This is a genomic window from Nonomuraea sp. LPB2021202275-12-8 (genome assembly GCF_037044575.1).
Classification (GTDB): Bacteria; Actinomycetota; Actinomycetes; order Streptosporangiales; family Streptosporangiaceae; genus Nonomuraea.
Map to the genome: position 1 here is coordinate 474,840 of NZ_JBAHWD010000004.1, position 12,516 is coordinate 487,355.

17 protein-coding genes are annotated in these 12,516 nt (G+C 69.8%); 11 read left to right on the top strand and 6 right to left on the bottom strand.

Translation table 11 applies throughout. The features are described from left to right. Positions 1–15: 15 nt before the first annotated feature. Together V5E28_RS10805 and lysA are read left to right on the top strand one after the other, a co-directional pair. Entirely contained in the window at positions 16–276 is a 261-nt protein-coding gene (locus V5E28_RS10805; protein WP_336206384.1) for an SAV_915 family protein, read from the top strand. Next, entirely contained in the window at positions 273–1,607 is a 1,335-nt protein-coding gene (lysA, locus tag V5E28_RS10810) for a diaminopimelate decarboxylase (protein ID WP_336206385.1), read from the top strand. Before V5E28_RS10805 ends, lysA begins: the two co-directional genes overlap by 4 nt. Positions 1,608–1,729: 122 nt before the next feature. Here the strand turns inward: lysA and V5E28_RS10815 are convergent, their stop codons facing one another. Genes V5E28_RS10815 through V5E28_RS10825 form a run of 3 tightly spaced genes read right to left on the bottom strand, consistent with a single transcriptional unit; the run spans position 1,730 to position 3,341 of the window. Further along, positions 1,730–2,161 (bottom strand): YbaB/EbfC family nucleoid-associated protein, encoded by a 432-nt coding sequence (locus V5E28_RS10815; RefSeq protein ID WP_336206387.1) that lies wholly within the window; start codon positions 2,159–2,161, stop codon positions 1,730–1,732. A 2-nt stretch (positions 2,162–2,163) separates the two neighbouring features. Continuing rightward, positions 2,164–3,066 (bottom strand): hypothetical protein, encoded by a 903-nt coding sequence (locus V5E28_RS10820; protein WP_336206388.1) that lies wholly within the window; start codon positions 3,064–3,066, stop codon positions 2,164–2,166. Next, the gene (locus V5E28_RS10825) at positions 3,057–3,341 is read right to left on the bottom strand and encodes a hypothetical protein (RefSeq protein ID WP_336206389.1); all 285 of its coding nucleotides are present in this window, start codon (positions 3,339–3,341) and stop codon (positions 3,057–3,059) included. Before V5E28_RS10825 ends, V5E28_RS10820 begins: the two co-directional genes overlap by 10 nt. 501 nt (positions 3,342–3,842) lie before the next feature. On the opposite strand from V5E28_RS10825, the gene V5E28_RS49490 reads away from it, so the two are divergent. Next, positions 3,843–3,962 (top strand): zinc-binding dehydrogenase, encoded by a 120-nt coding sequence (locus V5E28_RS49490; protein ID WP_442945793.1) that lies wholly within the window; start codon positions 3,843–3,845, stop codon positions 3,960–3,962. Positions 3,963–4,152: 190 nt separating this feature from the next. On the opposite strand, the gene V5E28_RS10830 is transcribed toward V5E28_RS49490, so the two are convergent. Then, positions 4,153–4,599 (bottom strand): Lrp/AsnC family transcriptional regulator, encoded by a 447-nt coding sequence (locus V5E28_RS10830; protein WP_336206390.1) that lies wholly within the window; start codon positions 4,597–4,599, stop codon positions 4,153–4,155. 67 nt (positions 4,600–4,666) lie between these two features. Between V5E28_RS10830 and V5E28_RS10835 the strand changes: the two genes are divergently transcribed. The 6 genes from V5E28_RS10835 to V5E28_RS10860 all read left to right on the top strand — a co-directional run bounded on the left by V5E28_RS10835 (position 4,667) and on the right by V5E28_RS10860 (position 9,841). Continuing rightward, positions 4,667–5,551: an SMP-30/gluconolactonase/LRE family protein gene (locus V5E28_RS10835; RefSeq protein ID WP_336206391.1), complete on the top strand. Its 885-nt coding sequence runs from the start codon at positions 4,667–4,669 to the stop codon at positions 5,549–5,551. A gap of 105 nt (positions 5,552–5,656) precedes the next feature. After that, on the top strand, positions 5,657–6,499 hold the full coding sequence (locus V5E28_RS10840; protein WP_336206392.1) for a hypothetical protein: 843 nt from the start codon (positions 5,657–5,659) through the stop codon (positions 6,497–6,499). Positions 6,500–6,502: 3 nt separating this feature from the next. Then, the gene (locus V5E28_RS10845) at positions 6,503–7,162 is read left to right on the top strand and encodes a helix-turn-helix transcriptional regulator (RefSeq protein ID WP_336206393.1); all 660 of its coding nucleotides are present in this window, start codon (positions 6,503–6,505) and stop codon (positions 7,160–7,162) included. Between the two features lie 265 nt (positions 7,163–7,427). Continuing rightward, entirely contained in the window at positions 7,428–8,147 is a 720-nt protein-coding gene (locus V5E28_RS10850) for an SDR family oxidoreductase (RefSeq protein WP_336206395.1), read from the top strand. A gap of 261 nt (positions 8,148–8,408) precedes the next feature. Beyond that, on the top strand, positions 8,409–8,939 hold the full coding sequence (locus V5E28_RS10855; RefSeq protein ID WP_336206396.1) for an RNA polymerase sigma factor: 531 nt from the start codon (positions 8,409–8,411) through the stop codon (positions 8,937–8,939). Next, positions 8,936–9,841, top strand: a complete 906-nt coding sequence (locus tag V5E28_RS10860; protein WP_336206397.1) for a hypothetical protein — start codon at positions 8,936–8,938, stop codon at positions 9,839–9,841. Before V5E28_RS10855 ends, V5E28_RS10860 begins: the two co-directional genes overlap by 4 nt. Positions 9,842–9,949: 108 nt before the next feature. Here the strand turns inward: V5E28_RS10860 and V5E28_RS10865 are convergent, their stop codons facing one another. Both V5E28_RS10865 and V5E28_RS10870 read right to left on the bottom strand, forming a co-directional pair. Next, positions 9,950–10,705, bottom strand: a complete 756-nt coding sequence (locus V5E28_RS10865) for a MerR family transcriptional regulator (RefSeq protein WP_336206398.1) — start codon at positions 10,703–10,705, stop codon at positions 9,950–9,952. A gap of 10 nt (positions 10,706–10,715) precedes the next feature. Continuing rightward, positions 10,716–11,600: a DUF2268 domain-containing protein gene (locus tag V5E28_RS10870; RefSeq protein WP_336206399.1), complete on the bottom strand. Its 885-nt coding sequence runs from the start codon at positions 11,598–11,600 to the stop codon at positions 10,716–10,718. A gap of 17 nt (positions 11,601–11,617) precedes the next feature. Here V5E28_RS10870 and V5E28_RS10875 point away from each other — a divergent pair, with 17 nt between their 5' ends. Both V5E28_RS10875 and V5E28_RS10880 read left to right on the top strand, forming a co-directional pair. Next, positions 11,618–11,815, top strand: coding sequence for a hypothetical protein (locus V5E28_RS10875; RefSeq protein WP_336206400.1), 198 nt, complete (start codon positions 11,618–11,620; stop codon positions 11,813–11,815). A 137-nt stretch (positions 11,816–11,952) separates the two neighbouring features. Beyond that, positions 11,953–12,222: a hypothetical protein gene (locus V5E28_RS10880; RefSeq protein ID WP_336206402.1), complete on the top strand. Its 270-nt coding sequence runs from the start codon at positions 11,953–11,955 to the stop codon at positions 12,220–12,222. Positions 12,223–12,516 lie beyond the last annotated feature (294 nt).

Consider the following 12,516-nt stretch of genomic DNA (forward strand, 5'->3'; position numbering starts at 1 on the left):
GCTGGAAGGAAGCAGATGTCAGAGCCCCGATTGTTCGTCCCCGTCCGGATCGGTACGTGTGCCTCGGCCCTGCGGCTGTTCCGCACCGCTTCGGGCAAGCGCACGGCGGTCGCGTTCTCCTCGCCGCTCAAGCTGGCCAAGGTGCTCGGAACGGATCAGCGGTGGGTGGTGCTCACGGCCCCGGCGCTGCGCGGCATGACCGCCGAGCTCGACGTCACCGGCATCGTCATCGACCCGGCGGGCACGATGACCGGCCCCGCGAAGCAGGTGGCATGATGTGCGTCCTCCAGCAGGACCAGACGGGGCATGAGCCGCAGCACGCCGCGGAGCCCTGGTCGGCCACCACCCACTTCGGGCCGGTCGCCCGCACCGGAGGCGTGCCGCTCATGGACATCGTCGAGCGCTATGGCACCCCCGCCTACGTGGTGGACGAAACCGACGTGCGGGAGCGCTGCCGCGCCTTCCGCGCCGCGCTGCCGGACGCCGACATCCTCTACGCGGCCAAGGCCTTCCTGTGCCGGGCGATGGCCACCTGGATCCGCCAGGAGGGACTCGGCCTCGACGTCTGCTCCGGTGGGGAGCTCGCCATCGCCCGATCTGTCGGCTTCCCGGCCGAGCGGATCGTCTTCCATGGCAACGCCAAGACCCCGCAGGAGCTGGTCGAGGCGGTGGATTACGGGGTGGGCCGCATCGTCGTGGACAACCTCGCCGAGATCCCCCGGCTCGCCGTACTGATCCCGCCGGGGCAGCGGCAGAAGGTGCTGCTTCGGGTGGTCCCGGATATCGCGGCAGGAGCCCACGCGGCGATCCGTACGGGCGGGGAGGGACAGAAGTTCGGCCTGTCCATCGCTTCGGGCGACGCCGCCGCGGCGGTGGCCAGGGTGCTGCGCCAGCCGGAGCTGGAGCTGGTGGGCCTGCACTGCCATCTGGGCTCCCAGATCCGCGCAGGGGAGCCGTACGAGCAGGCCGCGAGGATCATGATCGAGCAGCTCGCCCGCATCCGCGACACGTACGGGATCGTGCTGCCCGAGCTGGATCTGGGCGGCGGCCAGGGCATCGCCTACCTGGAGAGCGAGCACGGCCTGGCCCCGGACGAGTACGCCAGGACGGTCGTCAAGGCGTTGGAGGAGCGCTGCGCGGCGCTGGACCTGCCCGTGCCCCGGCTGACCGTCGAGCCGGGCCGGTCGATCGTCGGCCCGGCGGGGCTCACCCTGTATCGGGTCATCGCGGTCAAGCGCACCCTCACCCGCATCTTCGTCGCCGTCGACGGCGGGATGAGCGACAACCCCCGCCCGTCCCTGTACGGCGCCCGCTACACAGCCCGCCTGATCGGCCGCCGCTCCGCCATGGCCGCCCGCGAGGTCACCCTGGTCGGACACCACTGCGAGGCGGGGGACGTCATCGCCGAGAGCGTACCGCTGCCCGCGGACATCAGGCCGGGTGATGTCATCGCGGTGCCGGCCACCGGCGCCTACCACCACTCGATGGCCTCGACCTACAACCTCACCGGCCGCCCGCCGGTCATCGCAGTCGCCGACGGGGCCGCCCGGGTGGTGGTGCGCCGCGAGGAGATCGACGACCTGCTGCGCAGGGACGTGGGGCTGTGACGAGGATCCGGATCGAGGCGATCGCGCTCCTCGTCCTGATCGCCGTCGTCGCCCTGATCACCTTGGCTTAGCGCACCGCGGCGAGGGCTCGGGGCGACCACGGGCGCCCCGGGCGACACACGTCAGGGGCGGAGCAGGGCGCGCACCCGGTCGATCGTGGCGCCGGCGCGCTCCAGGTTCTCCTGGAGCGCGCCGGTGGCGTGGCGGAGCCGCTCGGCGACGAGCGCCCGGTCGGTGAGGAGTCCGTTGCCGGCGCCCAGCGACTCTTCGGCGCTCTCGCGTTCCTCGGCCTCGGCCTGCTCTCTGGCCTGGTGGATCAGGTTGAGGATGGTCTCGGCCAGCTGGGCCGAGTCCATGCGCATGGCGCGCGGGTCGAGCCGTAGCCCTTGAACACCTGATGTGCTGCCGTACTCGACGCTCACCCAGCCGTCCCTGGACTCGGTGCGTGCCACGCTCTCCGTACTGCCGTGCAGGTGGCGCATCCGGTCGAAGAGCCGGTCGGCGTCGGCCGCGAGCTGCTCGGGGTCGAGGCCGAGCTCCTGCTTGAAGTCCATGTTCACTCCCACGGGAACGAATAGGTGCCGTCGGCGGCCTGCTCCGGCACGTACCGGCCGGTCGCCGTCTGGCTGCCGGTCGCGATGTCGTTGACCGCCTTGGCGCCCGCCAACTGGGGCAGGCCGGGCGGCAGCGGCGCGCCCGCCCGGGCACTCGACCACAGGCCGCTGCCCGGACGGCGGCCGTCGAGGCCGTGGGCGGTCAGGTCGCGCTCGACCCGGTTCGCCGTGCCCCAGACCAGCATGGGGCCTTGGGCGAAGGTCGCCGCGGCCAGGTCGTGCACACCGCCGTAGTCGCCCCGGGCGGCCTCGCCGCCGAGGTCCACGGCCACGGCCGCGCCCAGCGCGGCGGCACACCCGTGCAGCAACGCGTCCAGCAGCGACTCCACCGACTGGTAGCCCTCGAAGAGCTTGATCAGGGACCGCGTGGCCAGGATCCGGGCGCCGGCCAGGCTGACCGGGGTGACGGCCGCGGTCAGCACCCACGCCGCCACCGCGGCCATGACCGCGGCGACCAGGAACTGGAAGAGGATCATCGCTGCCAGCGCGGCCCCGACCGTGTACAGGGTGAGGGCCGTGACCACGGCACGCAGTTCGATGCCGCGCAGGTCGGCCAGGTAGGCGTCCATGCGGCGCTGGAAGGCTCGGCCGTCGTCGCTGCGCCAGCTCGTCACGGACACCTCGGCGACGAGGGCCTCGACGTTCCGCCGGGTGGCCGCCACGTCGTCGCGCACCGCCAGCCAGGTTTCCGCGCCGTCGAAGAACGTCTGCGGATCGTACTGGTGCACGTACATCTTCCCGACGAACGGCCACCCGGCCGGGACGCCCAGCGCCGACAGCGTCAACGCCGCGCCCGTGCCTACCAGCAGGCCGCGCCGGGCCGGCTCGGCCAGGTTCACCGCCATGTGAGGGAGCTGGCGTACTCCGCGTCCCGCCAGGTCGTGACGGACGCGGTCATGCCGTCCTGGATCCGTTCCGTTTCCTCGGCCCGGTGGCGTACCTCCGCGATGGTGAACGCCTCGACCTCGTTGTACGCCAGGGCCAGCGCATAGGTGAAGGACGTGAAGGCGGACTCCGCCACCGTCAGCGAGACCAGGTTCGGCAGCACGCTGTCGAGCGGCCTGGCCGCCTCGGGCAGACGGGACCTGATCTCCCTCAGCCGTTCCCGCTCGATCTCCACCTCATGCGGGCCGGCCGGCTCCTCAGGAGTCGATGGATTGTGATTTATCGGCATGTGTCGCTTTCGCTGGTTCCTATGATCACTCCAGCCTGTCCCGTGGGGGATCGGGGCGGCGAGGTCCTGACGCAACACCTACGCCAACCCTGCGCATCACTTCGCGATCTTTACGCCCTCGCCTCGGCCGGCAGGTGACCGCAGTCCACCGTGCCGGGGCCGCGTGGTTCCTCCAGTGATGCCAGGGCATTGTGAACTGCCCTCTTGCGTGGCCGGCAGGCCGGGTTCACCATTGCCTAGCAAGTATCAGTTGTATACCAGGCTACATATCAGTACCAGGGGGAGAGTCATGAAGGCGGTAGCGGTGACCGAGTACGGCGGCCCCGACATGCTTCGGCTCGTCGAGCTGCCCGAGCCCCACGCAGGACCGGGACAGGTCCGGGTGCGCGTGCACGCTGCCGCGGTGAATCCGGCCGACACGCTTCTCCGCAAGAACTCCGCCTTCTGGTGGAGCAGGGGAGGCTCTCGATGCGCGTGGCCGAGGTGTATCCCGCGAAGGAGGCCCCGCAGGCACACCGCAGGCTTGAGGCGGGTGGTGTCCGCGGACGCCTGCTTCTCGAGTTCTGAGAGCCGGCCGGCCGTCGCCCGATCACCCGTGCGAAGGCGATGTCCGTGAAGCGGCCACCTGCCACGGGGGAGGTGTGTGCCGAACGACGTCGAGATCGGCTGGCACCTGCGAACAGACGCCCGGGGACTGGACCACGCCACCGAAGCGGCTGAGGGGAACGGGCTCAGCGATCTCATAGGCAGCCCTCCGTCAGAGCCGGACGGCTTCCATGACCGGACGCTCGAAGAAGGTCTCCAGCACGACGATCGCCTGCGTGCCGGAGACGCCGGGAATGTCGTAGATCCGGCGGAGTACGTCCTGCAACTGCTCGGTCGTCGGGGTGCGGACCTTCAGCAAGACCGAGGCTGCACCGGCGATGACGTGCGCCTCCTGTACCTCGGGCAGGGCGGCGAAGGCCGCCGCCGAGTCGCCCATCCAGGCGTTCGAGTCGACCATGACGTAGGACAGCACCCCCAGGCCCAGAACCTTCGGGTCCACGTCCACGGTCGTGGCGCGGATCGCCCCCCGCTCGCGCAGCTTCCGCACCCGCTCGTGAACGGCGCCCGCGGACAGGCCGACGCTCTGCCCCAGCGCGGCGTAGGACTGTGTCGCGTCTCGCTGCAACTGTGCGATCAGCGCGCGGTCGATCTGATCCATGTTCAGTCCAGTCTTGTCATGACCTGATGAGATTCAGTAGAAAGACTACATGGCTGAAGAAAATTTGATGACGAGTCGGTTCAGGGCGGAGTTCCAGACGCTCGACGAGCGCTTCACGTGGTACGGCGGAGACACCCACGTGGAGGTGCTCCACAGCGGAAGCAGGAAGACCGAAGGGCCCGCCTACTTCCCGGCCGGCCGCTACCTGGTGTGGAGCGACATCCCCAACGACCGCCTCCTGCGCTGGGACGAGACCACCGGCGCGGTCGGGGTCTTCCGCTGCCCGTCAGGCAACGCCAACGGCAACACCGTCGATCGCGAGGGGCGGCTGATCACCTGCGAGCAGGGCGCCCGCCGCGTCACGCGGACCGAGCACGACGGCACCGTCACCGTCCTGGCCGACAACTACCTGGGCAAGAGGCTCAACAGCCCCAACGACGTCGTGGTCAAGTCGGACGGCTCCATCTGGTTCACCGATCCCCGGTACGGGATCACCGGCCACTACGAGGGCGCTCCCGCCGAGAGCGAGATCGGCGCGGACCACGTCTATCGTCTCGACCCCGACAGCGGGGAACCGGCCGTCGTCGCCGACGACTTCGTCCGCCCCAACGGCCTGGCCTTCTCCCTCGACGAGTCGCAGCTCTACGTCGTCGACACCCGCGAGCGGCACCTGCGGGTGTTCGACGTCGCCGGCGACGGTCTCAAGGGCGGCCGGGTGTTCGCGGAGGCCTGGTTCGACGGCATACGGCTCGACTGCCACGGACGGATCTGGGCGGCGGCCCTCGACGGGCTGCACTGCTACGATCCCGACGGCACGTTGATCGGCAAGCTGCTGCTGCCCGAGTCGGCCAGCAACCTGACCTTCGGCGGAATCAAGCGGAACAACCTGTTCATCACCAACTCGGCAGGGGATCTCTACTCCATCCGCGTGACCTTCGCAGGCGCCAAGTGAACCCTCCCCACGTGATCACCGACTGTCACCCCGGCCCGACCGAGGAGCAACCGTGACCGACCTGGCGTCCATGTCCTGCAGCAGGCGATCGCCCGGGATCTCCAGGTGAGCGCGTCCTTCGACGTACGGCAGGAGATCGAGCACCGGGTGGCCTTCCTCGCCGACAAGCTGACCTCCACGGGCCGCTCGCTGGTGCTGGGCATCAGCGGCGGTGTGGACTCTACGACCGCGGACCGGTTGTGCCAGCTCGCCGTCGAGCGAGCCCGTGCCGCCGGGCACGAATCGACGTTCTTCGCGATGCGGCTGCCCTACGGCGCCCAGGCGGACGAGAAGGACGCGCAGCTGGCGCTGGAGTTCGTCCGGCCCGACCGGGTCCTGACCGTCGACGTGAAGTCCGCCAGCGACGCCGCGCTGGACGCGCTCCTGGCCGGCGGCATGGTCTTCCGCGACGCGCACCACGCGGGAATCCGGCACCCGTTTCTTCCGCACCGGCCGGTGCCGGCCCTGTGCCGGGGGCCGCCGACCTACGTCAGAACCTGCCCTGGGCACCAGCCCGCGGGAGCCCGTGCCGGCGTGGAGGGCGAACCTGCGCTTGTCCACGTCGTATGGCCAGATGCCGTCCGACCGGTTCTTGGTGAGCACCGCCCCACCACGACCCGATCGGTGACGAACACGTCAGGCTTGAACGCTCCGTGTCCTGCGGCACCGTCGACGTGGCCTACGGATCAGCGTGGACGGCTCAGGGCGGCCTCGGCCAGATCCGTCCATCTCTCGGCCGAGGAGTGGGGCACGACCACCCAGTCCTTGATCGTCCTGCCCTGTCCCGAGGGATCGAACAGAGACGCCCCGGCCAGCTGGAGCGCGGCTGTGTGTTCGGGGGTGTCCCTGACCAGCCTGAACACCATCGCGCCGTCGCGCTGCAGGCTCGCGAACACCTTCCCCACCTGATCTTTGAGCGCGGGGCTGATCTACAGCAGCGACGCCCGGCCGGTCCTGGTCGCCGGCGCGCTGGCGCAGCGGGCGCGGCTCACCCACGGCACCGGCGAGGAGCTACGGAAACGGGTCGCGGCACGGCAGGCCGAACTCGTCGCGGCCGATGTGGCGCTCGGCGTGGACGGGCGGCTCGACCGGGCCTGGCAGATCATGCTGCACGCGCTGATCGAGGACGACGGCTGGGACCACGTTGCGGCTGCCTGGCGGGAGCTGCGGCAGCCGTACGAGCTGGCGCTGAGCCTGTTCCACGGCGCGCGAGCCGCGCTGGCCGCGGGCGACCGGCCCGGCGGAACGGCCCGCCTCAGGGAAGCCGCGCGGCTGGCCGAAGACCTGGGCGCCGCGCCGCTGGCCCGGGAGATCGCCCTGCTCGGGCGGCCCCGACCGGCCAAGGACGGGCTCACGGCGCGCGAGCGTGACGTGCTCGCGTTGATCGCCGAGGGCCTGAGCAACCGGCAGATCGCCGCCCGGCTGCACATCTCGCCGAGTACGGCGGGCGTGCACGTCTCCCACATCCTGACGAAACTGGGCGCGGCGACCCGCACAGAGGCGGCGGCCATCGCCTTCCGCGAGGGGCAGGGGAGCGAGAGTAGAGCTTTCATTACCTTGAGGTCGGAATGAGCGGTGATTTCAGCCACCCGAGCCCGTAGCTGCTTGACGGTGTCCGCAGATGCCTGCTCATGAAGTCGCAGCTGGAGCCATCATGATCTTGCTACGAGGATGTTGACGAGGGCGATGCGGCGGGGATATCGGAGGGCGTGGGCGCAGCACGGGCGGGGCGGTCGCGGGCTGGCCCGGCCGAGCACTTCCAGTGCGCGATGCTCGTCGACGCAGGCATGAGCCGGGCCGCCGCGGTCCTACCGGCGCAAGGGCTGAGGGGGAAGCAGTGAACGATCTGTCGGGAAGCATCGTGGTCATCATCGGGGGAAGCTCCGGCATCGGGCTGGAGACGGCCCGCCAGGCCCACGCGGCCGATGCGAGGCTCATCCTCACAGGTCGTGATCAGGGGCGGCTCGACGCCGTGCGCGACGAGCTCGGCGCGTCGACCGCGACGCTTGACCTGGCCGATGCCGACGGGCTGCGCCGGTTCTTCGGCGAACTGCCCGCACGGGTCGATCACGTGCTGGTCAGCGGGGGCGGCCCCACCTACGCACCGATCGCCGAGATGGACTTCGACCAGGCACGGGCCGTGCTCGACGAGCATCTGCTGGGATCGCTGCGCATCGCGCGGGAGTGTGCCGCCCGTGTCCGCGCCGGCGGATCGCTGACGTTCATCACCGGCACTCACGCCCGCCGTCCCGGCGTCGGGTTGAGTCTCGCAGCCATCGGGGCCGTGGCGCTGCCTGCCATCGCGGCGAACGCCGCGCTCGAACTCGCCCCGATGCGGGTCAACGCGATCGCCGCCGGGTTCGTCGACACTCCGCTGTCGGCACGCCTGCTCGGCGACGAACTCGAGCAGCGCCGAGAGCGGCTGCGCACCACGCTGCCGATCCGGCGGGTCGTCGGACCGGCGGACGTGGCGGCGCTCGCCCTGCACCTGATGACCAATACGGCGCTCACCGGGGGGACCTACGATGTGGACGGCGGTCAGCAGCTCGTCCCCTGAGCCTTCACCGCATCGTGGACTTCGGCGGTCCTGGCGATGACCTCCGGGACGGTCCTGGTTGTCGTCGTCTCGTCCCTCTCGTAGGAAAGCTCGGCCGAATCGACCTTCACGCCGGCTGACGTGATCACCACGGCCGTGCGCGAGCTACGGGAGCAGCTCTGCTCAGGTCCGGAAAAATGGGCTGAAATGCTGATGGCGGCCTCGACATGTACGGGGTGTTCCGATCCCGAGACCTGAGGAGGCCGACAATGGGGACCGCCCGTGGATAACCGGAAAAACCGGTTCGAGGCCGTATACCTGCAAACCTACGAGCGCATCCTCGGCTACGCCACCCGCCGCTGCGACTCGCCCCACGACGCCGCCGACGTGGTGGCCGAAACGTACGCCATCGCCTGGCGCCGCTTCGACTCTCTGCCGGAGAACGGCGAGGCCAGGCTCTGGCTGTACGGAGTGGCCAGGAACGTGCTGGCCAACCATCGGCGCGGGGTGGCCAGGCACCGGCACAGGAGCGTGGAGCTCGACACCGACGTCGCCGACCTGTACGCCCGATCACCGGAGAGCAGCGTCGAGTTGAACGCGATCACGCGCGCGCTCCGCGAGCTGCCCGAGGACGACCGGGAGCTGATCTCCCTGGTCGCCTGGGAGGGGCTGGACCATGGCGAGATCGCCAAGGTGCTCGGCTGCTCCCGCAACGCCGTACGGATCCGGCTCTACCGCGCGCGCAAGCGCCTGTCCAAAGCGCTGGCCGTGGCCGGCGTCTCCGTCTCTCACCTCGTCATGGAGTCAGCGTGAACGAACTGAAGAACCTCGCCAGGGTCCATGACGAGAACCTGGCCGGGCAGGCGTCCGGTGCGGGGGCGCGGGCGCTCCTCACCTCCATCACCGCCGCGGAGCCGCGCTTCGAGCGCCAGGTGGCCAGGCCCGGCCGCTCGCGCCGCCTACTGGTGGGCGCCGTGGCCGTCGCGGGCCTGGCGGCGGCGGCCGTCATCGGGCCCGCCGTCCTCGGCGCGCAGGGTTACGCCACCTCCTACGCCAACTCCGCCATCGACATCGAGCTGCGCGGCGACCACTACGTGGCCGTCATCAAGGACCCGCTCGCCGACCACGCGAAGTTCACCGAGGGCTTCAAGGCCGTGGGCCTGGACGTCACGCTGGAGCTGGTGCCGTCGTCGCCGACCGCCGTTGGCGAGGTCACCGGGATGAGCGGAAGTCTCGGCCCTGGCGCTTCACCCGCGCGAGGAAGCATCGGCAGCGGCACGGAGCCGTCGGGCTGCGAGCTCGGGCAGGCGGGGTGCGCGATGACCATCCTCGTACAGCGCGACCATGCCGGCTCCGCCGTGGTCAGGCTGGGGCGGGCCGCGCAGCCGGGGGAGAAGTACGAGAACGGGCGCCCGGCCACGCGCAAGGGCGAGATGCTCGAAGGCTTCCGGGTCGACGAGAAGCCCGTGGGCGAGGTGCTGGCCGAGGTCCGCGAGCGCGGGCTGAGGGCGGTCTTCGAGGTCATCACCCCGGCGCCGGGCGACAACGGGTGGAAGGTCGAGCCCGGCAAGCAGTCGGTCAAGGTCGGCGACGACTGGACCGTCTGGGAGGCGCAGTCGGAGCAGGCCGGCGTCGTCCGGCTGATGGTGACCGAGGAACGCCTGCCCCAGAACCCGGTCTACGGCGGCCCCAAGCCGGCCGAACTGAACGACTAGGCCGGACGAACACGGCGTGGCGGGCTCGCCAAGCGTCCGGGGCCATGAGCGGGCGCACCGCCGGCCAGGCCGCCGCACCCGCCACGTCCCCCCGCCCTGGCAGACCGCCTACCAGGTCCGCGCGTACGCGTGCAGTGCGTCGCGGACGAACGCCGCCCCCGCGGCGTCGTCGTACATGCCGGCGAAGCGGGGGTCGTCGACGTACATGTCCCCCAGGCCTTTCACCATCTCGATCGAGCGCTCCCGGTCGCCCTCGGCAGTGGGGGTACCCGGAATCTGGCTCAGCCACTGGATGTGCCATGCAGCCAGTGACTGAGCGTGTTCCGATGTCGGGGAAACCCCGGCCTTCGCTGCGGCGACCCATGCGGCGACGAGCTCCTCGGTGGCCTGCTTCCAGGCCCGCTGCTGGTCAAGGGTCTTGCCGTGCCACCAGTCGTTGCCCTCCTGGAACGCGCGCTCGCCCCAGCGTGAGATCACCTCGTCCTTGTAGTGGTCGTTGAACCCCGCCAACATCACGTCCATCTGCGGTTCCGCCCCCGCCTTCAGGGCCTCGAGCGTGTGACGCACAGACCGGATCTGCCGTTCGATGCGGTCCCGTTCCTCTTCCAGCGCGGCGATGTGGGCGCGGAGCCCGTCGCACGTGTCCACCTCGTCGGCCAGGACCTCGGCGATGGCCGGCAAGCCCATGCCGAGCCGGCGCATGAGCAGGATCCGCTGTAGCCGGGCTACCGCGGTGGAGTCGTAGTAGCGGTACCCGTTCGCGCCGACCCGGGACGGGGCCAGGAGCCCGAAGCGGTCATAGTGACGCAGGGTGCGGCTGGTGATGCCGGCCCTCGCCGCGAGTTCCTGGATCGTCCACTCCATCCCCCCAGTGTCACCCGCGGCGGAGCGTGGTTGCGATGATCTCCGAGCTCTCGGCGTGCAGGGCCTGCGCCGCCGTCTGCCCGGTCGCCGCCAGGTAGGTGTCGACCAGCCGGTTGCCCGCGGCGTACCCGGCGCCCATCGGCAGTCCCACCGGGTTGAGACCGAAGTGCTCGGCGCTGGGGTCGCCGTGCACCCAGGCAGTGAAGTTCTGCATGCCTGTCACGTCGAGCCCGGTGAGGACCTTGGCGAAGACCTCGTCGTCGTGCAGGTGCGGCACGCCGATGCGGGCGTGGCCGAGCTCGTCGCCGTAGAGCTGGCGGGCGAAGGCGTCGGCCAAGCCCTCGCCGACGATGTGGTCGCCGACGGTGACGGTCATCGGGTCCCACACGACTCCGCCTGGGCTCCATCGCAGGTTGTGGTGCAGTTCGTGCACGGCGGTGGCCTCCAGCCGCTCCACGTTCTCGGGGAAGGGCCAGAACGTGATGGCGATGTGGCCAGAGATGCCGCCGAACCCGGTCAATCCTTTGCAGGGACCCATGAAGTGCTTGTCACCCGGATCGCCGAGGACGAACAGCACGGTGATGTCCGGGGCCTCCAGCCCCGGCGTCGCCTCCAGCAGTACGGCGAGAGCGTCGTCGAGCGCGCGTTGCATCCGCTCCCAGGCCCCGGCCGCCGCCAGGGTTTCGAGCGCGTCGAGGCAACGCTCCTCGTCGCGGTCGATGGGGAACCCGGACGTTTCGAGGTGTATGGCCACCAGGTCGAGCTCGCCGGGCTGGTAGCGGTACATGCCCCTGTTGGCCTCCAGCATCGAACGCAGCAGGTCAGCGCGGTCCGCGACCGGGGCCAGCAGAATCTGCCTCATGGCGGAGTAGGTGTCAAGAACAGTGATCGACATGCCTCCGATGCTAGAAGTTGACGCAGCGTCAAGGTCAAACCAGCGGCACTCTTCGTGCCCTGCTGACAGCCCTGCCGCAGCGGACGGACGGCCCGGTGATCGAGGGCCGGATCACTCCTCAGGCGCAGACCTTCATCGACCGGCAGAACCGGTTCGGCTCCATGCCCACCGGCGACGGCGCCGAGCGCGACTTCATTCATCCGTGGCCGCTGTGAGTCGTGGGGCCCGCGGGGTTCCTCTATTGATCAGCACGATATTCAGCACGAATCAGTGTCCTGAGCGCGCATTAGTACATGGAGCGGAATTAACCGGCTTCCTATCGTAAGGAGCAATCTCACGGAAGGAAGAGATCATGCGTAAGCTCCTAGCGAGTGGCGCCCTCGCCGCTTCCCTGGCTCTCACCGGTCTCGTCTCTACGGCCCCTGCCCAGGCGAGCGCCACCGCGACCGCCACCGTCGGCGCCCCCACGGTCAGCGAGACCGTCGGCTGCCCCCATGGCTACTACTGGCACAAGCACTGGTACAAGAAGTGGTACAAGGGCGGCCACTGGTGGAAGGGGCACTACCACAAGAAGGGCCACTGGCACTACAACTACAAGTGGCACTGCCACAAGAAGCACTGACCCAATGAAAAAGGTCTGCCGATATCGATCGGCAGGCCTTTTTTCGAGTGAAATGCGCTGAGTGCAACGCGCCTGTCGGATGCGAAAACTCGATCGCTGTGTCGACCTGGAGGTCCGTGGCTCGAGCACGAGGTGGGTTCGGGCATCAGGTTTGCGGTGTTGCGCCGTCAGGTGGGTCGGCCGGGTCTCCGCGCACACGACCGTGTAGTGCTGCGTTGTCGCGCTTGCTCCCGAGGGCTTCGTGGAAGGTCTTCTTCGTGACGCCGTCGACGTCGCCGCGCTGGCATCGTGACG